This is a genomic window from Candidatus Methylomirabilota bacterium (assembly GCA_028870115.1).
Lineage (GTDB): Bacteria > Methylomirabilota > Methylomirabilia > Methylomirabilales > Methylomirabilaceae > Methylomirabilis.
The window spans coordinates 1-21,625 of record JAGWQH010000076.1 but is presented as its reverse complement, the minus strand read 5'-3'; the positions used below and the strand labels follow the sequence as shown (position 1 = coordinate 21,625).

Below are 21,625 nucleotides of genomic sequence, written 5' to 3'. Positions count from 1 at the left end.
CCACCATCTGAGCCAATTCTTGCAGGTCTTCTTTATACCGCTCGCCGTACAAAGCTAACTCCTTAACCTTGGCCGACCATTTCCAGGGGAAGGTTCTCAATGCTAACGTTAACCAGGTCTCGAAGGCCGATACGAATGCTCGCATCCAGAATTTCGATCCCGATCAGATGGCCATCGGCATCAAGATCGAGCACCACACCCTCTTCCAACTCTTTGCTCTTCGCCACCTCAGCCTGTTTGAAGTACACATAGAGGGCATCCGCCGACTTACTGTATTCTATTTTCATGCCCAGCCTCCGGTTTTAGTCGCTCTTATCCACGGCGCTGATAATGAGAAGTTCGTTCGAGTACTCTTTATACGTAACTTTGAGATATCGAGCGCCGACCTGTTTGAAGGCATTGATGCGCCCACGCTCCGTTTGTTCAAGCTTATCAGGGTTTGCAAGGATCGTCTCAACTTCCCTTTCGGAGATGTTTCGCCATTTCATCCGCCTGGTTGCATGGCGATCATATCGTATCACTCTTGCCACGCCGGATCCTTCAGATCATGTGGGAAAGTGCTAAATTTGATCCTACCAACCGTATCGTCATGTCAGCAATCTTTATCACGCGGATAACACCAAGGCCACGTATCAGCTATTTCACCCGCCGTAGGTAGCCGTCTGGCGCGACGGTGATGACTCGACGAACTTCATGCCACCAGCTTGATCTCGTGCCTCTTGCCCTCCAACTCGACGACGATAGTACCCTGATCTTCGGTCAGTTGATCATTGGCATTCAGGAACTCAATTCCATAGACTGTTCCATCTGGAGCGATATCGACGTTCATTTCATCACTAATCTTGATCGTTGTAACTTGTCCGACCTTCTCATGAATTCTCAGGTACGCGATGTTGTGCTTCGGATCATAGCTTAGCTTCATGTCTCCTCCGATCTCAGAAGAATCTGACAATGACCGTAAGGACGAGCCATCCGTCTTCCTCCACGGCGTAAGCTTCCACTTGCTTTGTTGAGTACATCTTATCATTCCACATGCCACCATACAGGAAGTTTCGTCGGAATCCCGTTCGGCCATACTTTGCCGCAAAGCGTTCACCGTGTTCCACGGCTCTCTTGACTTCTTCCTCCGTCGTTCCCCTCTCTCGCAGTCGCTCTACAGCATGGGGGTGCAACCTCACCTTCATGAGTTTATTCGCTCCAGCAACCTATTGACACCACCTGCACCCCTCGTATTGGGATCACGATGGAACATCTATTTCACGCGACGCAGGTAGCCGTCGGGGGCGACGGTGATGAGCAGTTTGTGCTCAATGCTCTTATCAATCTCGAACTCGGGGTGGGTCTTCAGGAACTCCCACACTGCCGTCTTGGGATTGTTACCCTTGCCCCATGGGCGATCGGGAAAGAAGTCCTCCGGCATGTCCTCCACCACGGTGTCCATCACCACGCAGTAGCTGCCGACCGATACCAGCGGCGCATAGGCCACCAATTCTGCCAGGACGTGGTCATGGGTGTGGTTCGAATCGAGCACCACGAGGGTGCGTTTACCTTCTGCCACATCCCTCACTTGCTCGACAATATCCGGGGCGATACTGGAGCCCTCAAGCAGGCTGATGCGCTTGAACATCGGGTGAGCTTCTATCGCCGCGCGGTTGTGGGCGCGGATGTCGATGTCGATACCCATTACATCACCGTGACCGATCAGTTCCAGGAGCGATGCGTAATAGATGAGAGAACCGCCGTGGGCGATGCCGGTCTCGATGATGATGTCTGGTTTTACCTCCCAGATGATCTCCTGTGTGGCGATCATGTCTTGGGGGTACTGGATGATGGGTCGGCCGAGCCACGAGAAGTTGTAAGAGTACTTCGACGTGATCGAAGCCTTGGTGAAAGCGTGGGCGGCCTCGATTAACTCCACGTTTTGCCCGTTATCGTTAATCCTATCGGTTACTTCTTCTTTAAACGTCTTCATGCTCCACCGATAGATAATTGAATTGATGCGCTGTGAGTTCTTGAATTTCGTTCAGGTAGTTGCTGTTCATCACAAATACATCGGCGCCATGAGTCAGCATGCGCATGGCCTCCGCAGGTGATCTGACCTGAAGCCCGGTCGCTGCCAGATACTTGTCCTGCTTCGCATGGTTTATGTCGATAACAATATCGATCTTGGCTCCAGCGCGCTCCATGAACAACGTGAAGATGACGCCTTTGGACGCGCCGCCCCAGACAGCGGAGTCTCGCATGGTCTGTGCTTTCACCCTGTTCGCATGTCGGCTGATCGCGTCAAGGAGATCCTCGGGAAACTCAAAACAGTCTGACTGGTCATATGTTGGCATTGTGATTGTCGCCAAATCAGCAACCACATAAAGATACTGGCCACCGAAAGTGTGACCAGACTCCAAGACCCTCCCGAACATTCGATCAAAATCACGAAGCCTGAAATAATTCACATGCTCATAGAAGATGTCGAACCAGGCTCGATGCTTGCAAATCCAATCGAAACAAGGAACTTCAATGTAAATCTTACCAGCCCCACCGTTGGACTCACGGATATTCGAGAGAAATCCTACGGGGTCTTGCACATGCTCTAGTACATGCCTGAGGATGATGCCCTCAGCCTGCAATCCAACCGCTGGACTGAAGTATTCCTTGATAACGCGCAGGTTTGAGCCCTCGTATGTAGGATCGAAACCGGTTATGTCGAAACCCAGCGCCTGAAGTTGCTCAAGGAAATACCCTTTACCACAGCCTACCTCAATGAGAGAGTGACCTGAAAAGTGTTTTGTGATGATCTCAGAAACATCCTTGAGGTGCGTCTGAAAAACGGTGCTGACAGCCTGTTCATTCTGATAGTCGGCGTCGTATTGCATCAGTTCAGGCCTGAATGCCTGATTGAAGATCAGCCCCGTTTCCAGGCTCTGAACCAGTACGACATCGCCCTTGATGCAGTTCCTGGCCTCTTGCTCAGAATGAAACATCCGGTTTTGAAAAACCGGCAACTGCCCCGCTCGATAGATTTCACGATAGCGCTTCATTGTGATTCCAGGCAGCGATCCAATCGTCGCCGGTCACCCCAGAAGGCCATCGGTTCGTAGTCCGAATAAGGGTAGTGTCCAAGATTGAGCTTTATCGACCAACCGTTCTCCTCGATCCAGCCTTCTACCAGCTTGCGCACGGACATCGGTTTCCCGGAACAGATATTCACAATCCCGTTGTCTCTATTCCCCATGGCGAGCGAAACGAGAGATTTCGCGACTTCAGTAACGGGCAGGTAGTCGCGCAACTGCTCGCCCCCCGACATGTTGAATACCTTATCCCCGCGCTCGACCGCCCCTTTGAGCTGCGGCAGCAGGGAATTCTCCGCCTGTCCATCGCCATACACGTAGAAGAGGCGAGCCCAAGTCAGCGTGAACGGTTGATCAGGCTTGAGATACTCGAGCTGGCGACGCAGCGTATCTTTGGCAAACCCATACGGGTTCGTCGGTCGCGTCTCCATCTCTTCGCGCAAAGGTCCGGACTGCATCCCATATTCAAAGCAGGTTCCGGTCACAACAAGGTTCTTGAGACCAGATTCCACTAATCCTTTAAGGAAACGGTATTGTGCGGGAAGTTCCTGCTCGAAGTGGTGCAGCGACTTATAATTCGGCAATCCACCCCACGCGAGGTGAATCAGAACATCCGGGGCGCCCATCAACTCAAATGCGCTTGGGAGCGGATTCTGCAAGTCCATCCGAGTGGCGGTATGCTTGGCAAACGACGGCAACGCAGACGATGAGGGCCTGAGAACTATCGTTGCCATCACCGACCGGCTTTCTAGTTCAACAAGAACATGCCGCCCTATGAAGCCGGATGCGCCGGTCACTGCCACTTTCATGACGCAATTTTCAATTCTGTAACTGCGGTCACAAACTGCCAGCCCCACTCTCTTATGTAGGCAAGCTGCTCCATGATCCCTGCTTTCAGATTAACGGCCCCATCCCGCGTTGCCGCATAGACCGTCCGGACAAGGCTTCTCGCTTCCTGCCAATACTCCGAGTCTTCGAAAGCATTGCGCCCGTCAAATCTCGCGCTGCCCGCAATCCCTCACATGTTGAAATGTCGTAAGGCGTGAGGCATGCGGGCGTGAGGGATGACGCGATGCTTGACAAGCGTCCAGCCGTCCAATATCCTTCAATTAGCATCCTTTGACCTTCTTGCCCCTGAAGCCAGGAGAAGCTCATGGATAAACCGCTTTTAGAACGGATCAGCTTTGACCCCGAGGTCATGGCCGGTAAGCCGGTCATTCGGGGAACCCGCATCCCCGTCGAACTCATCGTGCGGATGCTGGCACAGGGTATCCCCGAGCGTGACATCCTGCAGGAGTACCCGCGCTTGCAGGCCGATGACATTCACGCAGCCCTGGCTTATGCCGCCCAGGTGCTGGCCGACGAAGCGGTTTTTCCTCTCGCTCTTCCAACCTAGCCGGCAGCCACCGTGGACTTCATCGTGGACGAGTCCAGCGGTACGGCAGTTGTTGCATACCTGCGCAGCGTCGGTCACAATGTCCTCGCCGTGGCCGAAACGATGCCTCAGGCCAACGATGCGGAATCCTGGTCCGCGCCGTGAGTGAAGGACGAATTCTCGTCACGAACGATAAGGATTTCAGTGACCTCGTTTTTCGCAGCGGCCAGGCGCATCAGGGTGTGGTACTGTTTCGCCTTCATGACGAAAGCCCGGCTACCCGCGTGCGGGTCGTGGAGCCTCCTGCAGCAACATGCCCATCGATTGGCAGGTCATTTCACCGTCGCCACAGAAGCCGGCGTGCGCATCCGGCCTACCAGCGAGCTGCCGTGACAACACTCTCGTACCCACCAGCTCACTTTCAGTTTCATTCCCCCCCATTCATCTCCTCTGCGCTTCCAGCCGCTGCATCCGGCTCTTCAAAGTCGTGACTTCTGTCTCGACTGTTCTGAGCCGCCGATCTCACTCCGAATAGGAAAACTTGATGGCAGCATGCTTAAGTTAGCACCTATTGATTATAGGACCCATTTGCCTTCTTTCTTGATCTCGGCATGCATGGCATCCGGCGCCAGGTCGAGTTCACCGGGCCACATCACAACACCATGCTCCACAAAGACCTGTGCGAACAGGGAAGGATCGGCAAGCCGAGAGAAGACGCCAGCGGTAGGCGAACGCACCAGCGCGGACATATCTACTTCACCTTCCAGGTCATCGACGAAGCGGACGTGCAAGCGGAAGCCGTCAAGCGGCCGCGCATCGACCACGCGCCACGGCATCTGTGGCCGAATGGGCGGCGTTACGGTAGTGGAGGAATCTTTTTGGGCGACTGATTGTGGGCACATAGTTCCCAATCCTCCATGAGTTCGGCACGGTGTTCCTGCGCCCATTCGAGCACAAGAGCCAGCGCGCGCCGGGGCATCTGGCCTTCCATCACCTCGAGAGTACGAACGTCGATCAGCACTTCGTCTTCCGCGTACATCGCATGGAAGTGAGGCGGCCCATGATCGTTCCAGAACATCTGAATCAGGATGCCATAAAAGGTGCTGATGGTCGGCATGAGTCAGGCTCGACTTCAATGTTGTGCTTCATCTGGATTCCCGCCCCTGTTCCGAGCCATGGGCACGCTTCGCAGGAATGACAACTTTTTACGAAACCATTATATAGTACTTTCATCTAGTTAAGGATGGCAAGGGTCGGGATTGGAAGAACGAACTTTCCTCCCCAGTCGCCGATATACGCAAGTTGTTCTACGACTTCCTCCCGCAAATTCCAGGGTAAGATCACTACTCGATCCGGGCGGTCGCGACGCAAATATTCTTCATCGACAATGGGAATGCGGCTGCCCGGCAAGTACTTGCGCTGTTTTGCGGGGTTTCTGTCCACGACGTAGGGCAACAGGTCCGGCCGCACGCCGGCATAGTTCAGCAAGGTGTTGCCCTTGGCGGCGGCGCCGTAGGCCGCCACCTTGATGCGACTGCGTTTTGCCTCAACCAAAAAGGCAAGAAGGTCGAGCTTGATGCAGTTGACCCTGTCCTGGAACCCTTCGTAGAAGGCTATGGTTCGCACCCCGGCGGATTTCTCGCGCGCGAGTAGTTCGGTCACACGCGGCGTGATCGGCCATTGGCCGGCATCTAACCGCTGGACGAACACGCGCAGGCTGCCGCAGTGGGTGGGGAGTTCCTCCACATCAAAAACAGAAAGTCCGTTGGCCTCGAATATCCCATTCACGGCCGTCAGAGAAAGATAGGAATAGTGCTCGTGATAGATGGTGTCGAACTGGCATTCTTGAACAAGCCGCAACAGGTGGGGGAACTCGAAGGTGCCAACACCCGCCGGCTTGAGCAGGCGGGCGAAGCCCGATACGAAATCATTGATGTCCGGTACGTGGGCCAGCACGTTGTTAACTACAGTCAGGTCGGCCTGCTTACCATGGGAGACCAGGTCCCTGGCCAGACGCACACCAAAGAAGTCCTCTACGATCTCGACGCCCTTGACCCGCGCGGCGGCCGCGGTGTCGGCCGTGGGTTCCACGCCCAAGCACGGGATGCCGCGCGCCTGGACATACTGCAGCAGGTAGCCATCGTTGGCCGCCACCTCCACCACCAGGCTGTCGCTTCCCAGGTTGAAGCGCGGTACGACGGCGTCCACGTACTCCTCGGCGTGCTTGAGCCACGTCGAGGAGTAGGAACTGAAATAGGCATAGTCGGCGGAGAACAGCTCCTCGGCACCCACGTAATCCTCGGTCTGCACCAGCCAGCAGTGGGAACAGACCAGGACGCGCAGAGGGAACCACTTCTCAGGCGCGTGGAGGCTCGCCTCGGTAAGGTAGGCATTGGAAGGCGGCGCGGCTCCGAGGTCCACCAGGCACTGCTTGAGTTCTACACCACAGTGACGGCACTTCATACGGTCACTCCGCTGAAGTTTTCCGTCACTAGCGGATGCGCGGCGTCGCGGGGCGACAGTTCAGTAATCGCTTCAGGCCAGCGAATGTTCAGCCTGGGGTCTTTGGCATTCAGGCCACATTCAGCCCCAGGTTGATACGCAGCGGTATGAAAATACAGCATTTCGCAGTCTTCGGTCAGGGTTTGGAAGCCGTGGGCAAAGCCCTCTGGGATCATCAGGGTTTTGTGATTGCCGGTACTCAAGATTTCCGCGTGCCAGCGCAGGAACGTGGGAGAGCCCTGACGCAGGTCCACGGCGACATCAAATACCTCGCCGCGCAGGCAGGTCACGAACTTGGTCTCGGCGTGGGGTGGACGCTGAAAGTGCATACCGCGAACCGTGCCATGCCTGGTTGTCAGTGTATGGTTGATTTGCACAATGGCTTTGCACGAGATTAGCGACTGCAAATCTTCCGCGCAAAAAAGCCGCTCCAAATAGCCACGGCTGTCGCGAATCGGTGTTCGCTGGATGAGCTTCAGCCCTCGCAGTGGCGTCTCAAGGATGTCGAAGCGGTCGCTCATGACTGGCGGAACCTCACAATGCAACCATGGATGCGACAGACCGGTATTACTGCCACCGAAGCGCCTCATCAAGGCGGCCTTCCATCATGTGCTTCTCCAGCCCCTTGAGCCGCATGAACTGCGAGTTTCTGAAAGAGGTATCTCGGAAATTCATTCCCTCCAAGCCCGCTTTCAGTTCAAGAATCGCTTGCTCAAGAGTCACCTGCGGTTGATGTTGGGGAGCGAGTTCGCGATAGAGAGCGAAATCAACACTATAGGATCTTCTGTCTGGTGGCGCGTTTTTGTTAATACTGACTTTTGTTCCAGGAATAATTTCTGAAACTGCATGCGCAAGATCCTTAACCTGGTAATTCCAAGAGTCGCTCCCCACATTAATTCGAACAAGTTGACCGCCGTTCTCGGCTTTCCGGGTGATAGCCCAATCGATAGCACGCGACATGTCCTTTACATCGATCAGCGGTCGCCATGGCGATCCATCACTGAGAACACTAATCTCCCGCACAGCTAAGGCACAAGCTACAAAGTCATTTAGGACTAGATCAAGCCGAAGGCGCTCAGACATGCCGCAGGCAGTCGAAAACCGCAACGCAGTCACGACCATATCGCCTAAATCCATGTCGGCTAGAGCTTCTTCAGTCGCAACCTTAGAACGCGCATAGGCTGTCAGTGGATTAAGCGGATCGGTTTCCTTGCGCGGCTCGCCCTCTGCGGCACCATACATACTGCAACTAGAAGCAAACGCAAAGTTCCTTACGCCTTGATCTCTTGCCAGTTTAGCAATTCGGACACTTGCCTTGTAGTTGATTGCATCAGTCACGGCCTCGAATCTATTCCCCATCGGATCATTTGAGACGGCTGCAAGATGAACGACCGCATCGACACCATCAAGCAGGTGAGCCGGGAATTCCCGTACATCACCAAAGTGTTGAACCGAAACGTAGGTCTCCGGGAACACGCTGGCGTTTGTCAGGCAATGCCCAAAGAAAGCACTGTCAAAACCGATAATTTGAATGTCTTTGTTCTGGGTCCGAAGATGTTTGATCAGCACTGGGCCAATGTAGCCCATATTCCCGGTGATAAGTACTTTCATGTCACTCTCATTTGATGTTGCGTATGATTATGAGGTCAGGCATGCGCTTAGGGTTGCTCTATTGGTGATCCCGGGATACGGAAATTTGTCAAGCAGCCATGCTGCAAAGGCAAAAGCACCGGTGAAGGCCGGGAAAATCGCAGTGAGCACATGCACCGAATGCCTGCCCTGTTCCACCACAAAATCTATTTCCAGCCGGCCTTATCGGGTGTTGACCAGCTGGGGACGGATGCCCACCTTGAGGGTACCGGGTAAGTAGTAAATGCCGGTGTGCAGCACGCCGCTGTTGCGCGATCGCTGGCGTGCATGCCGAGACGCGATTCTTTTTCCAGAATTCTGATCTTGGCACCCGGTTCCCTGGCCTTGATCTCCCAGACGATCGAAAGTCCGACGATTCCTGCGTCAATGATCAGGTAGTCTCGGCTATGGCTCATACAAATCGTACTACCATTTCTTCCACGGCGCCTTGCCGCTCGCCCATAATTCTTCCAGAAGTCGCTTGTCGCGCAGCGTGTCCATGGGCTGCCAGAAGCCGTGATGTTCGAATGCCATGAGCTGGCCTTTATGCGCTAGTTCCATAAGGGATTCACCCTCCCAACTCGATGCATCGTTCTCGATCAGGGTGAGGCACTGCGGGGAGAGCACGAAGAACCCGCCATTGATCAGGCCGCCATCACCGCGCGGCTTTTCCATGAAACCGGCCACCTTGGCGCCTTCCATCTGCAAGGCGCCGTAGCGTCCAGGGGGCTGAACGGCGGTGACGGTTGCCCACTTACCATGGTGCCGATGGAAGGCGATTTCCCGGGTGATATCGATATCGGCGATGCCGTCGCCGTAGGTGAAGCAGAAGGCGTCTTCATCTTTCACATAGTCGGCCACGCGCTTGAGACGCCCCCCGGTCATGGTGTCGTCGCCAGTGTCTACTAACGTTACCCGCCATGGCTCGGCGTATTGCTCATGCACACACATCTGATTGTTGGCCATGTCGAAGGTGACATCCGACATATGCAGGAAATAGTTCGAGAAGTATTCCTTGATGACATAGCCCTTGTAGCCGCAGCAGACCACGAAGTCATTCACACCATGGGCAGAATACAGCTTCATGATGTGCCAGAGGATCGGCTTGCCGCCGATCTCGATCATGGGCTTGGGTTTGAGGTGGGTTTCCTCGGAGATGCGGGTCCCGAGCCCACCGGCGAGAATGACGGCTTTCATGCGTCTGTTTGATCTCTTTCGTCTAATAAGCGCCATCAAAGCTGAGCCCAGAGAGATGTTGCGAAAAGTTCACGCCATGGGACCGGAGCGAATCTGGTCACAGGTGAGACTCAGGCAGGTTGGGTGAGTTGGTTCAAATCGATGCCTGCCACGATTGGAATCGACAGACCCATGCGCAAACCTTGTGCTCGCTTACAACAGGTTCTAACAAGAAAGCTACGAGGCTGGAAAGCTGGGAGCCGACGAGCTTACGCCCTCTCACTTACAGGGCCGACTTGATCGGGGCCGGCGTCGGTCCATGAAGCGCCAAGGGGAGTATTCGGTTCGCTATTGCCTGCTACGGATTCGACTTGCTTAGACGCTATTAGATAGTTTCTATCAGATTTAGGCCCATTTTGTCAATATCAATAAATGTGGCTCATATCTCTTCAGAAATGGATGGCGATGGCTCAGTCTATCGCGCCGCCTATCGCGCGATGTACCCTCCGCTCAGGCGCGGCGGGCTGTGCCTCGCGCTGCCCTGACTTGCGCCTCAATCCACGGATAGGTGCGCATGATCCCTGCCCGAAGCGACACCTCGGGCTTCCACCCCAGCGACGCGATGCGGGACTTACTGAAATTGCGGGCATGTACTCCCACGGGGCCCGGCGCGTGCTTGACGATGATGCGCTTGCCGGATGCGTCGATCACCATCCGCGTCAGATCAGCCACCGTCACCCGCTCGTCACTTCCCAGGTTCACGGGAACGTCCAGGTCTGAGTGCATCAGTACGTAGATCCCGTCTACCAGATCATCCACATAGGTGAATACCCGGATGGCCGTCCCATCACCCCAGACCTCGATGGTCCCGCCGTCCTCCGCCTCCGCTACCTTCCGACAGAGGGCCGCCGGCGCTTTTTCGCGACCGCCCGTCCAGGTCCCTTCCGGACCATAGCAGTTCTCGAAGCGGGCGATGCGCACCCGCATCGGGTAGCGGCGCCCGTAGGCCATTGCGACCCGCTCGGCGTAGAGCTTCTCCCAACCGTATTCGTTGTCCGGATTTGCGGGGATGGCGTCGTCCTCGCTGACAGACGGCTCATCGGGTTGCATGTCCCGATAGATGCACACCGAAGAAGAGAAGAAGTAGCGGGCCACCCCAGCCTCTGCGGCGGCGTGGGTCATGTGGATATTGATCAGGGCGTTGTTGTGCAACACCTCGCACTCGGCGACGGAGATGAAGCCCATGCCGCCCATGTCGGCGGCGAGCTGGTAGACCTCGTCAAAGACACCGCCATCCGGAAGGGTCAAGGTCTGGCGGCAGTTCTCCCGGTTGCGCAGGTCCTGCAGCAGGAACTCGTCCGCCTGGGTGGGCCCAAACTCGCGCGGTTTGATGTCCACGCCGCGTACCCAGTAGCCCTCGCGCTTCAACTTCTTCACCAGGTGCCCACCGATGAATCCGGCGGCGCCGCAAACCAAGGCTCGCTTCATGCTTCGGGTCTCCTTTTAGCGTATCAGGCCGCTCATCCGCGGACACCTGAGCAGGAGGACTCTGGACGCCAGCGCCAACAGGAGGACGAAGAGGATGGCGTTCGCCAGGATGTGCAGGTTAAAGTCGTAGGCGCTATGGACCAGCATCGCTACCAGCCCGGCCAGCAGACCAAGTCCGATTCCTCGTGTGTGCGGCCTCTCATGTTCAGACCACGCATTCAACAATTGCGTACCGCCCCACAGCAGTGCCAGCGCGAAGATCGCCACCAAGGGCAACCCGCCTTCGGCGAACGCCTGCAGGTAGTCGTTGTGGGCATAGTCGTACACCTCCTGGCCGATGAGGGGCTGCTTGTAGAGCGGAAACGCCCAGATGTAGGTATCGAGACCCGTGCCGCTCCATTGGAAGTCATGGCCCAGACGCAACGTATCCTGCCACACGAGGATGCGACCACGGAAGGAGGGATCGTCGGTTCCACGCCAGAGAATCGCAAACGTTTGCAGGACCCTGTCCGGATTGAGCCAGAGGGCAAACGCGAGGCCTAGCGCCACAAACGAGGCCAGCATTCCCCATAGCCGCTTGCTGCGCAACCGCCGGGCGGAGAGCAGGACGACCATGAAGAGGATGGAGGAAAAGAAGCTGAACAGCCCTGCTCTTGATCCGGTCAGCAGTAAGGCCACGAACATGATGAGTCCCCCAAAAAAGGCGAGCAGTGACCGGCTCCCCTGAGGCGTACCCAAGCGCAGTAATCGGCTTCGCCAGCTCACCCCCCCATTCGGTGCGGGTACCCGACCATCGGATCTCGGTCGTCTGTTCGCTACGATATAGCCGATCGTCAGCGGGATCACCATCTCCATGTAGCCCGCGAAGTGATTACGATTGACGTATGGGCCGAAGAGGCTGCCGCCCTGGGTGAGTTCCCTGACCCAATACAGCTTGCCGTTCCCGGTGAAATGCTGAATGATTCCAAAGAGGGCCAATCCAAATCCCGTAGCCATCACAACGCGAACGATTCGATCGACCTGCTCACGGGTCTGTAGATGGTTGACGGTAACCCAGAAGAGAAGCGCCAGAGCTAGAAGCCTCACAAGCGCCTGTCGGGTCGCGTACGGCACAAGCGAAAGCGTATGCCATGGGGCTACAAGGTGGCTGTCAAATCCCGTCCGCTGATAGAGCGCAGCGGTATTTGGCGAGATGATACGGATGACATCGAGCTGAAGCGGGATCACCTGCAACAGTCCGAAGATCAGGACCAAGAGCCAGCAGAGGTTCAGGGCTGTTCGCTCGATGCGAATGTGGCCGGTGCTCACCATAGGCAGTCCCCATGCGAGTGCGATCGCGTAGATTTCCGCCTCCGCGAGCGCGATCGACCAGGGTTCGACGGTTCCGAAGGCCAGGGGCGTGAAGACAATCAGGCCGTATAATCCGACCTCGACGACGCGGTCGGCTATGAGGGTACATCGAAGTTTGACAACCCCCCAGGGTGAAAGGGCGGGACTATCGGCTGGGGATGGCATGTTGATCGTGGAGGTATCATGATCTTGAGACATAAGGCGTCCGCGTCACACCGGAATCACGTCATCGGCATCGATCTCAACCGAAGCGCCCTGTCGAATGAGGCTGACCGCGATGACGAGACGCGCTCTGGCGGCCTTCCGAACCAGGAATCCGCGGAGGCCCTGGAGGGGGCCGCGTCGAACCTCGACCGCCATCCCCGGCTCCAGGAATGGGTACGGATCAATGGGGAGGGTGCTGGTGACCAGGCGTCGCACTCCCTCGATCTCAGCCTCCGCGATCGGGACGCCGTGGCCGCTGACCCCCAACACCTCTACGACACCAGGAGCGGTCAGCACCCCCAACCGATCCTGCCAAGCAAAGCGCGCGAAACAATAGCCGGGAAAAAGTGGGAATTGAACCTGTACCGTACGGTCTTTCCAGCGACTTCGCCGACAGATGAGCGGGAGAAAGACGTCGATTCCTTGGCGATCGACCTGAGCCTGCACCTGTTTCTCATGCCGGGAGCGAGTGCGGAGCGCGTACCACTGGGGAATCGTAGCCATCGCTTCCTCCTACTGCAGCTTCGTCCTCCCGCTAACGGGGTACGATCGCTGCATTACAACTCCGAGATCAGAACCGCACAAAACGGACACGGCCTTCCCTACCCAGTTTCGCTGGTGAGAAGGCCATGGTAGATGTTAATCGACTTACGCATTGTTAAACTCTGTGATGTAAGTACATCGATGCTTTTATATAATAGTGTACTGAGCAATGTCAAATAACAATTTTTGCGCCACTCTCACAAAAATATTAGGGTAACCGTACTAAAACAAAGGGAAGCGGATGCAGTACGTGGGGCTTTTACGTCCACTGGGGCAAAACGATGCATGCGATATTGCGAGGTAACACCGCAAAGAGCTGATAGAATGCGGGTTTATTGCTGATCGCTGAATGACTTACGGGTACCGCTTGAACACCAGGGTCGCGTTGGTCCCGCCGAATCCGAATGAGTTGCTGAAGGCGACCCGCACCGCAGCCTGGCGCGCCCTGTTTGGCACGTAATCGAGGTCACACTCAGGGTCCGGCTCATCGTAGTTGATGGTCGGCGGGATCACGCCATGGTGGAGGGTCAGCGCCGTCGCCACCGCTTCGACACCCCCCGCAGCTCCCAGCAGATGCCCGGTCATCGATTTGATGGAGCTGACCGCCAGGCGATAGGCGTGATCCCCAAACACCTTCTTGATCGCCTTAGTCTCGGCAGCATCGCCTGCAGGCGTCGATGTACCGTGGGCATTGATGTAATCGACCTCTTCCGGCTGGAGCCCGGCAGCCTCGAGCGCAAGACCCATCGAGGCAATCGCGCCGGCCCCTTCCGGCTCCGGCGCTGTCATATGATAGGCGTCAGCCGACATCCCGTAGCCTATCAACTCAGCATAGATCTTGGCATCGCGACGCAGCGCGTGGTCCAACTCCTCAAGAATCAGAACGCCCGCGCCTTCGCCCATGACGAAGCCGTCGCGTCCCTTATCGAACGGACGGCTGGCTCGCTGAGGCGCGTCATTTCTCGTCGACAGGGCCTTCATGGCGCCGAACCCTCCGATCGTCAGTGGAGAGATGACGGCCTCGGTACCACCGGCGAACATCACGTCGGCCATCCCTCGCCTGATCAGTTCGAACGAGTCGCCAATCGCGTGATTGCCGGTCGCACACGCGGTCGAGACGCACGAGTTCGGCCCACGGAGTCCGAAGCGAATAGCGATATGGCCGGAGGCCAGGTTGGTAATAATCGAGGGAATGAAGAAGGGACTGATCCGACCGGGCCCTTTTTCCAACAATACCTTGTGCGTTTCTTCCAGGCAGGGGATCCCGCCCATCCCGGTCCCGATCAGGACGCCGCTTCGGCTTCCCCCAACATCCTTTACGATGAGCTGGGCATCATCCGCCGCCATGATGGCACCGGCCAACGCATAGTGGATAAACCGGTCCATCTTCTTGACCTCTTTCTTCTCCATGTAGAGAAGCGGGTCGAATCCCTTCACCTCCGCGGCGATCTTGGTATCGTGGTGACTGGCGTCGAATCGGGCGATGGAGTCGACACCTGAGACCCCCTTGACCAGGTTCTCCCAGAAGCTGTCGACGCCGATCCCGTTGGGCGCCACCACGCCCAAGCCTGTCACGACTACTCGTCTCATGACATCATATCCCCATGGCCTACGCGTAAATGGGAGTAGGCCCGGTCTGTTACGCGGGATGTGCCTTGATATGCGCGATCGCGTCTTTCACGGTTATGATCTTCTCAGCCTCCTCGTCGGGGATCTCGATGCCGAACTCCTCTTCGAGGGCCATCACCAACTCCACCGTATCAAGCGAATCCGCGCCAAGATCCTCAACGAAAGAGGCCTCCGGTGTCACCTCGGTCGCATTTACGCCCAATTGATCTACGATGATCTTCTTGACCCTCTCCTCAATCTCCATTACGTCAGCCATCGTCCCCCTCTACGGCCTGAGTGCCGTTCCATGGATTACGTTCGCAACCCGCCATCGATCGTAATCACCTGACCTGTAATATAGCTCGCCGCTTCTGAAACCAGAAACGAGACCAAGTCAGCCACCTCCTCCGGACCCCCAAACCGACCCATGGGGATCTGGCTGAGGTAGGCCTTCTTGCGATCCTCAGACAGAATCGCGGTCATCTCGGTTTCGATGAAGCCGGGAGCCACCGCATTCACCGTGATCGACCTGGAAGCCACCTCCTTGGCGACAGCCTTCGTGAAACCGATCAGGCCCGCCTTCGATGCGGAGTAGTTGGCCTGTCCCGGAATCCCCATCGTCCCTGCAACCGAGCTGACATTCACGATTCGACCGCCCTGCGCCCTGAGCATCGGTCGAAGCGCTGCTCGGGTCGTGAAAAATGCCCCTTTCAGGTTGACGTCCAGGACCGTGTCCCAGTCCTCCTCCTTCATCCTGATCAGGAGTCCATCCTTGGTGATGCCGGCGTTGTTGACCAGGATGTCGAGACCACCAAAACGTTTGATGCCGGCCTGAATCAGTCCTTCCGCCTCCGACTCCCGCGAAATGTCCGCCGCAACGGCCAACCCCTCGGCTCCTGTCGCTTGGATCTCCGCAACCACCCGCTGTGCCGTCTCCAGGTTTCTTGCACCGATGGCCACCTTCGCACCCTGTGCCGAAAGCTTGAGAGCGATTGCCCGCCCGATCCCCCGCGAGCCGCCGGTGACGACAGCCACTTTTCCTGCAAGTCCGGTCGCTGTTTGCATCACGATCGGCGAAGCGTCTCTACCTGATTCACCGCAATGCGCAGCGAATCCGGATCCTCTGCGTAGAGCGTGGTAGCCTCAGGCGCAATCCGCTTGATCAGCCCGGTGAGCACCTTTCCAGGGCCAAGCTCCAGGAAGAGAGTGACGCCTTCCTTTACCAATCTTCGCACCACATCCTCCCACCGCACGGGACTTGTGACTTGGCGGATGAGGCTGTCAGCAATCTCTTCTCTCTTCGTCACGATCTCCGCGTCGGCATTATTGACCAACGGAACCGACGGGTCCGCAATCGGAATCGCTTGGAGTACGCCGGCCAAACGAGTGGCCGCCGGCTCCATCAGGGAGCAGTGAAAGGGCGCGCTCACCTGGAGGCGTAGGGCTCGCTTGGCGCCACGCTGTTTGGCCAACTCGATGGCTTGGTCGACCGCCTTAGTCTCTCCGGCAATCACCACCTGACCGGGGCCGTTCAGATTGGCAACCTCGACGACCCCATAGCGAGCTGCATCCTCACACACCGCAGAGACGCTTTGCCTGTCAAGACCTAACACAGCCGCCATTGCGCCGGCGCCCGCACTCACCGCCTCTTGCATGAACTCGCCTCGCTTTCTTACAACGCGAATCGCGTCTTCGAAAGCGAAGCTCCCGGCCGCCACGAGCGCCGAATACTCCCCAAGCGAATGACCGGCTACATAGTCGGGCTGTACTCCCTCGCGCTGCAATGCTGCAAAAGCGGCCATGCTGACCGCCATGATAGCCGGCTGTGCGTTTGCGGTCAGCGTAAGCCGCTCATCGGGCCCCTCGAAGCAGAGACGAGCGAGATCGATCCCCAGAACCTCGCTTCCCTTCTCAAAAAGCACACGGGTTTCAGGGACCTGCGCCCAAAAATCTCGCCCCATACCAACCCGCTGAGAGCCCTGACCTGGAAAAACGAGCGCGATTGCGTTCATCAGCCGGCCGCGAGCATACTCACCATCGGATAAGCGCCGATCCCCAGGTGATCCCGCCCCCGAAGGCCGTCAGCAACAGCAGATCACCACGCTTAAGTCGCCCAGCCCGGACGGCTTCGTCTATGGCAATGGGGATCGAGGCCGCAGAGGTATTCCCATAACGGTCAATATTCATAAAGATCCGCTCCCGCGGAAGACCCAGCCGCTCCGCCACTGCATAGATGATCCGGGCGTTGGCCTGGTGAGAAATGAAGAGATCAATATCGGAGACCTCTACCCCATTGGCCTTCAGCGCGGCCATGGCGGCCTCTTCCATTGACCGGACTGCCGTCTTGAACACCTCGTTCCCATTGGGCATCCGGATCGTGATCAGCTTCTCATCAACGACCTTTTGGCAGGCGGGCTGGCGCGAGCCGCCTCCTGGAATGATCAGTTGCCTCCCCTTTGATCCGTCGGAATACAGATGCGTGGAGAGGATAGACGGATCAGCAGTTGTCCGCTGGACGAGCACCGCCCCCGCGCCGTCACCAAAGAGCACGCAGGTGCCTCGATCAGTCCAGTCGACGACCTTGGAGAGGGTGTCCGCCCCTATCACCAGGATGTTTCGCATGACGCCGGCCCGCACATAGGCATCAGCAACGGACAGGCCGTAGACGAAGCCGGCGCATGCAGCCAACAGATCGAAGGCCGCCGCGCGCGATGCGCCAAGGCGCTCCTGCAGCACGCACGCGGTAGAAGGAAAGAACATGTCGGGGGTCACCGTGTTCACCAGGATCAGATCCAGATCATGGGGGTCTACGGCAGCCGCCTCAAGGGCGCGTCGAGCCGCCCCCTCGGCGAGGTCCGAGGTCGCCTGATCGTCGGAGGCGATTCGCCGCTCCGATATCCCCGTTCGGGTGACAATCCACTCATCGCTCGTACTGACCATCTGCTCCAGTTCCTCATTGGTCAGCACCCGATCCGGAACCGAGGCTCCTGTGCCGGCAATCCTGCTGCCGTACATCACATGCGTCCTCTCGTTAACTGATCGCAATCCCTTCTGTGATATGCTCGATCACCCTGTTCTCTACGCATTCTGCGGCCGCCCGGATCGCATTCTTGATCGCCTTGGCGGTCGATCGGCCGTGGCAGATGATACAGACCCCTCGAACCCCCAGCAACGGCGCGCCGCCGTACTCTGTGTAGTCAACCAGCTTCTTGAAGCGCTTAAATGCGCCTCGCGCCAATAAGGCACCGGCCATCCCCGCCAACCCCTTCGCCAACTCTTCCTTGAGTAAGAGCGTAAAAAACTCCGCGGCGCCCTCAATGATCTTCAAGGCAATGTTGCCGGTGAAGCCATCACAGACGATGATATCGGCTGTCCCCATGAGAACCTCACGGCCCTCGACGTTTCCGATGAAGTTAAGGGACTGCTCCTCTTCGAGCCCCCTGAAGGCCTCTCGAGTCAGCTCGTTCCCCTTGCTCTCCTCCTCCCCGATGCTCAGGAGGCCGACGGTAGGCGATAGCTTCCCCATGATTTGACGCGCATAGACATCCCCCATAATAGCAAACTGCAGGAGATGCCGCGCTTTACAATCCGCATTGGCGCCGACATCCAATAGGAGCGACCGACCTTTCAACGTTGGAACGATGAGGGCGATGGCGGGACGCTCAACGCCAGGAAGCGGACCCAGGGTGACCAGCGCGGTGGCCATCACTGCACCCGTATTCCCGGCGCTGATAAAGGCATCGGCCTCCCCATTCTTGACGAGTTCCAAGCCCACTCGGATGGAGGACTGCTTCTTTTTTCGTAAGGCGGCAGAAGGGGATTCTTGCATCCCGACCGCCTCAGGGGCGTGTCGGATCGTAATACCAAGGCCGTTGGTAGCATGCTGATCGAGCGTCCGGCTGAGTTCCTCTTCGTTCCCGACCAGCAAGACGGACAGATTGAGCTCACGAGCGGCAGCCACTGCGCCCTCAACAGTGACCATAGGGCCACGGTCGCCGCCCATCGCGTCAAGGGCTACACGGGTTCCCATACCTGTTCGCCTATCGGGAGCGAGAGGTTAGACCTCCTCTCGCTTCACAACCTCCCGGCCACGATAATAGCCACAGGCGGGGCACGCACGATGAGGCAGTTTCCGCTCATGACAGTTGGGACACTCAGAGAGAGCAGGTGGAGTGAGGGCGTGATGGGAGCGTCGTGTTCGCGTCCGCGTATTACTGTGACGACGTTTTGGAAGGGGCATCGTTCATCCTCCTGGACTTCAGTGGGCTAGCGTAAATGTTGAAGGGGAGCAAGCCTTGGATCGCCTTCCTGAACGTCGCACCGACACGAGTTCTCGTTCAGGTTGACCCCACAATGGGGACAAAGGCCGCGGCATTCGGCCCGACAAAGGGGCTGAAGCGGCAAGTTCAGCAGGACATTCTCCCGCAACAGCTTCGTCAGGTCAAGGCGATCTTCTTGCATGACATCGACATCCATCTCGGCAGCGCTGAGTTCGATCTCCTCGGCGCGGAACACTTCACTGGCTTCCGTATACAGCATCGCGAACGAATCGGAGATGGGAACAGACACGGGCTCGGAGCATCGGCTGCACAGTACGCCTGCCGTTGTTGAGAATGTTCCGCTCACAAGAATACCGGTGGCCTCCCGCTCCAGATGAAATGAGGCTTCAACCGGAGCAAGTGACAGCCATAACCCTTCGACTCCCTCCCAGCAGGGCTCTTCGCACAGTTCAAGATCTAACCCTTCCGGAGGAATCTGTGACCGCTCCACGATCATTGCACACACTCCATCAAACCCAGTCGCATTCTACTAGGCCACTACTCTCAAGTCAAGGAATTTCCCGGTGGAACGACCGTCAATTGCAGTTCACCCCGCAGATATTTCCCCCCTCTCCATCGAAGGAAGGATCTCCAATCGATTGAAAAAGTACGGGATTTCAGAGGCCGCTGATGCGGCCGAGTCGGAGCCATGCACAACGTTCCTCTCAATGCTGGCGGCAAAGCTCCGTCGCAACGTCCCCTCTGCGGCCTTGAGCGGGTCGGTGGCGCCCATAAGCGTCCGAACACGCCCTATCGCCCCTTCCCCCTCGAGAACCATCGCTACACAGGGTCCAGAAGCCATAAAACGTGTGAGGCTCTCAAAGAACGGTTGGCGCCGGTGCACCTGATAGAACCCCTCTGCCTCTTTCTGCGCCAACCAGACCATCTTCAACCCGCACACTACCAGTCCTTCCGCCTCAAGCCGCCGAATGACCTCACCGATAAGGCTCTTGGCTACCGCATCCGGTTTCACAATGACTAGGGTTTGCTCCATGTTGTCACTCCATGATGAAGAGCTGACGGCTGTTAGCTATCAGCTATCAGTTGGGAACTGATGGCTTCTTTGACAGCAGCTCCGATCTCTGCCGGGTTGTGCACCACAGCGATACCGGCGCGCCGAAGGGCTGAGATCTTCTCTGTTGCCGTTCCTCGTCCACCGGAAATGATCGCCCCTGCATGGCCCATCCGTCGCTCGGGAGGGGCTGCAAGCCCGGCGATGTAGGCGATGACCGGTTTGGATACCTGACGCTCAATGAAGGCTGCCGCCTCTTCTTCCGCACTCCCGCCGATCTCACCGATCATCAGAATGGCCTCAGTTGCTCCGTCGTTTTCAAAAAGCGCCAGACAATCGACGAAGCTGGTGCCGATAATTGGATCTCCACCGATCCCGATACAGGTGGACTGACCAAGGCCCAGACGGGTAAGCTGATCCACCGCCTCATAGGTCAGCGTCCCGCTCCGTGAAATCACACCGACCTTCCCGGGCTTGTGGATGTGCCCTGGCATAATCCCCAGCTTGGCCTTGCCCGGAGAGATGATCCCTGGACAGTTCGGGCCAACCAGGCGGGTGGCTGACCCGCGGAGGATGCGGGTTACCCACACCATATCGAGGATCGGAATCCCCTCCGTAATACACACCACCAGCGGGATCGCCGCATCGATCGCCTCCAGAATGGCCTCAGCGGCGAAGGCGGCGGGGACAAAAATCAGGGCGGTATTAGCGCCCTCTTTGTCCACAGCCTCGCGCACGGTATCAAAGATAGGAATCCCCTCGTGGCATATGCCCCCTTTGCCTGGGGTCACACCTGCGACCACGCGGGTCCCGTACTCACGACACGCCAGGGCGTGAAACGTCCCTTCCTTACCGGTGACCCCCTGCACCACCACGCGCGTCTGCTGATCTACGAGAATACTCATCGTTCACGTGACCAGCTATCGGCTCTGTTTTTTGCGGCGCGCACTGCCTTTTCGGCGGCTTCCTGCATCCCGTCCGCAGTGATAAAATTCAGGCCGGACTCAGCCAGCATACGCTTGCCTTGGTCTACATTGGTCCCCTCCATTCGGACCACGATCGGCAATGTCACCTGGAGGGAACGAACCGCCTGAATCACCCCCTCCGCCAACCGTTCGCACCTGAGAATCCCCCCGAAGATATTGATAAGCACCACGCTTACGGACCGATCCGAGATCAGGATGCGAAACGCCTGTTCGATCTGTTCGGCGCTGGCGCCCCCACCGACGTCCAGAAAGTTGGCCGGCTCGCCGCCGACAAGCTTCACAAGATCCATGGTCGCCATGGCCAAGCCGGCCCCGTTGACCATGCATCCCACGGTGCCGTCCAGCTTGATGTAGTTCAATCCGAATCT

The 21,625-nt window shown here is 57.3% G+C and carries 29 protein-coding genes; 2 read left to right on the top strand and 27 right to left on the bottom strand.

Annotated features, from left to right (window positions below):
• Window positions 1–62: 62 nt before the first annotated feature.
• The 7 genes from KGL31_08585 to KGL31_08555 form a co-directional block, all read right to left on the bottom strand.
• The gene (locus KGL31_08585; protein MDE2321954.1) at window positions 63–287 is read right to left on the bottom strand and encodes a DUF2283 domain-containing protein; all 225 of its coding nucleotides are present in this window, start codon (window positions 285–287) and stop codon (window positions 63–65) included.
• A gap of 15 nt (window positions 288–302) precedes the next feature.
• On the bottom strand, window positions 303–488 hold the full coding sequence (locus KGL31_08580; protein MDE2321953.1) for a hypothetical protein: 186 nt from the start codon (window positions 486–488) through the stop codon (window positions 303–305).
• A 203-nt stretch (window positions 489–691) separates the two neighbouring features.
• Entirely contained in the window at window positions 692–922 is a 231-nt protein-coding gene (locus KGL31_08575; protein MDE2321952.1) for a DUF2283 domain-containing protein, read from the bottom strand.
• A gap of 13 nt (window positions 923–935) precedes the next feature.
• On the bottom strand, window positions 936–1,184 hold the full coding sequence (locus tag KGL31_08570) for a DUF4258 domain-containing protein (GenBank protein MDE2321951.1): 249 nt from the start codon (window positions 1,182–1,184) through the stop codon (window positions 936–938).
• Between the two features lie 68 nt (window positions 1,185–1,252).
• Complete coding sequence (locus KGL31_08565; protein ID MDE2321950.1) at window positions 1,253–1,972, bottom strand: cephalosporin hydroxylase family protein; 720 nt, start codon at window positions 1,970–1,972, stop codon at window positions 1,253–1,255.
• The gene (locus KGL31_08560; protein ID MDE2321949.1) at window positions 1,959–3,035 is read right to left on the bottom strand and encodes a class I SAM-dependent methyltransferase; all 1,077 of its coding nucleotides are present in this window, start codon (window positions 3,033–3,035) and stop codon (window positions 1,959–1,961) included. The genes KGL31_08565 and KGL31_08560 overlap by 14 nt, the downstream gene beginning before the upstream one ends.
• On the bottom strand, window positions 3,032–3,874 hold the full coding sequence (locus KGL31_08555) for an NAD(P)-dependent oxidoreductase (GenBank protein MDE2321948.1): 843 nt from the start codon (window positions 3,872–3,874) through the stop codon (window positions 3,032–3,034). Before KGL31_08555 ends, KGL31_08560 begins: the two co-directional genes overlap by 4 nt.
• A 344-nt stretch (window positions 3,875–4,218) precedes the next feature.
• Between KGL31_08555 and KGL31_08550 the strand changes: the two genes are divergently transcribed.
• Both KGL31_08550 and KGL31_08545 read left to right on the top strand, forming a co-directional pair.
• A complete protein-coding gene (locus tag KGL31_08550; GenBank protein ID MDE2321947.1) occupies window positions 4,219–4,461 on the top strand; it encodes a DUF433 domain-containing protein in 243 nt (80 codons plus the stop codon).
• A gap of 140 nt (window positions 4,462–4,601) precedes the next feature.
• A complete protein-coding gene (locus KGL31_08545) occupies window positions 4,602–4,931 on the top strand; it encodes a DUF5615 family PIN-like protein (protein ID MDE2321946.1) in 330 nt (109 codons plus the stop codon).
• Between the two features lie 84 nt (window positions 4,932–5,015).
• On the opposite strand, the gene KGL31_08540 is transcribed toward KGL31_08545, so the two are convergent.
• The 20 genes from KGL31_08540 to sucC all read right to left on the bottom strand — a co-directional run.
• Window positions 5,016–5,276, bottom strand: a complete 261-nt coding sequence (locus KGL31_08540) for a DUF2442 domain-containing protein (protein MDE2321945.1) — start codon at window positions 5,274–5,276, stop codon at window positions 5,016–5,018.
• Between the two features lie 20 nt (window positions 5,277–5,296).
• Window positions 5,297–5,557: a DUF4160 domain-containing protein gene (locus KGL31_08535; protein ID MDE2321944.1), complete on the bottom strand. Its 261-nt coding sequence runs from the start codon at window positions 5,555–5,557 to the stop codon at window positions 5,297–5,299.
• Between the two features lie 116 nt (window positions 5,558–5,673).
• Entirely contained in the window at window positions 5,674–6,903 is a 1,230-nt protein-coding gene (locus tag KGL31_08530; GenBank protein ID MDE2321943.1) for a methyltransferase domain-containing protein, read from the bottom strand.
• On the bottom strand, window positions 6,900–7,463 hold the full coding sequence (locus KGL31_08525) for a dTDP-4-dehydrorhamnose 3,5-epimerase family protein (protein ID MDE2321942.1): 564 nt from the start codon (window positions 7,461–7,463) through the stop codon (window positions 6,900–6,902). The genes KGL31_08530 and KGL31_08525 overlap by 4 nt, the downstream gene beginning before the upstream one ends.
• A 46-nt stretch (window positions 7,464–7,509) precedes the next feature.
• On the bottom strand, window positions 7,510–8,553 hold the full coding sequence (locus tag KGL31_08520) for an SDR family oxidoreductase (GenBank protein MDE2321941.1): 1,044 nt from the start codon (window positions 8,551–8,553) through the stop codon (window positions 7,510–7,512).
• A 444-nt stretch (window positions 8,554–8,997) separates the two neighbouring features.
• The gene (rfbF, locus tag KGL31_08515; protein MDE2321940.1) at window positions 8,998–9,768 is read right to left on the bottom strand and encodes a glucose-1-phosphate cytidylyltransferase; all 771 of its coding nucleotides are present in this window, start codon (window positions 9,766–9,768) and stop codon (window positions 8,998–9,000) included.
• 489 nt (window positions 9,769–10,257) lie between these two features.
• On the bottom strand, window positions 10,258–11,235 hold the full coding sequence (locus tag KGL31_08510) for an NAD-dependent epimerase/dehydratase family protein (GenBank protein ID MDE2321939.1): 978 nt from the start codon (window positions 11,233–11,235) through the stop codon (window positions 10,258–10,260).
• A gap of 15 nt (window positions 11,236–11,250) precedes the next feature.
• Window positions 11,251–12,783: an O-antigen ligase family protein gene (locus tag KGL31_08505; protein ID MDE2321938.1), complete on the bottom strand. Its 1,533-nt coding sequence runs from the start codon at window positions 12,781–12,783 to the stop codon at window positions 11,251–11,253.
• A 12-nt stretch (window positions 12,784–12,795) separates the two neighbouring features.
• Entirely contained in the window at window positions 12,796–13,293 is a 498-nt protein-coding gene (locus KGL31_08500; GenBank protein ID MDE2321937.1) for a UpxY family transcription antiterminator, read from the bottom strand.
• Between the two features lie 393 nt (window positions 13,294–13,686).
• Complete coding sequence (fabF, locus tag KGL31_08495; protein MDE2321936.1) at window positions 13,687–14,922, bottom strand: beta-ketoacyl-ACP synthase II; 1,236 nt, start codon at window positions 14,920–14,922, stop codon at window positions 13,687–13,689.
• Between the two features lie 49 nt (window positions 14,923–14,971).
• A complete protein-coding gene (gene acpP, locus KGL31_08490) occupies window positions 14,972–15,205 on the bottom strand; it encodes an acyl carrier protein (protein ID MDE2321935.1) in 234 nt (77 codons plus the stop codon).
• 47 nt (window positions 15,206–15,252) lie between these two features.
• Window positions 15,253–16,005, bottom strand: a complete 753-nt coding sequence (gene fabG / locus KGL31_08485; protein MDE2321934.1) for a 3-oxoacyl-[acyl-carrier-protein] reductase — start codon at window positions 16,003–16,005, stop codon at window positions 15,253–15,255.
• Entirely contained in the window at window positions 16,005–16,952 is a 948-nt protein-coding gene (fabD, locus tag KGL31_08480) for an ACP S-malonyltransferase (GenBank protein MDE2321933.1), read from the bottom strand. Before fabD ends, fabG begins: the two co-directional genes overlap by 1 nt.
• 19 nt (window positions 16,953–16,971) lie before the next feature.
• Window positions 16,972–17,955: a ketoacyl-ACP synthase III gene (locus tag KGL31_08475; GenBank protein ID MDE2321932.1), complete on the bottom strand. Its 984-nt coding sequence runs from the start codon at window positions 17,953–17,955 to the stop codon at window positions 16,972–16,974.
• A gap of 16 nt (window positions 17,956–17,971) precedes the next feature.
• Window positions 17,972–18,970, bottom strand: a complete 999-nt coding sequence (plsX, locus tag KGL31_08470) for a phosphate acyltransferase PlsX (GenBank protein MDE2321931.1) — start codon at window positions 18,968–18,970, stop codon at window positions 17,972–17,974.
• Between the two features lie 27 nt (window positions 18,971–18,997).
• Complete coding sequence (gene rpmF / locus KGL31_08465) at window positions 18,998–19,180, bottom strand: 50S ribosomal protein L32 (protein ID MDE2321930.1); 183 nt, start codon at window positions 19,178–19,180, stop codon at window positions 18,998–19,000.
• A 26-nt stretch (window positions 19,181–19,206) separates the two neighbouring features.
• A complete protein-coding gene (locus tag KGL31_08460; protein ID MDE2321929.1) occupies window positions 19,207–19,716 on the bottom strand; it encodes a DUF177 domain-containing protein in 510 nt (169 codons plus the stop codon).
• A 90-nt stretch (window positions 19,717–19,806) separates the two neighbouring features.
• Window positions 19,807–20,253, bottom strand: coding sequence for a nucleoside-diphosphate kinase (gene ndk / locus KGL31_08455; protein ID MDE2321928.1), 447 nt, complete (start codon window positions 20,251–20,253; stop codon window positions 19,807–19,809).
• Window positions 20,254–20,285: 32 nt separating this feature from the next.
• A complete protein-coding gene (gene sucD / locus KGL31_08450; protein MDE2321927.1) occupies window positions 20,286–21,176 on the bottom strand; it encodes a succinate--CoA ligase subunit alpha in 891 nt (296 codons plus the stop codon).
• On the bottom strand, window positions 21,173–21,625 hold a 453-nt coding region (sucC, locus tag KGL31_08445), incomplete at its 5' end, for a succinate--CoA ligase subunit beta (protein MDE2321926.1). The genes sucC and sucD, both read right to left, overlap by 4 nt.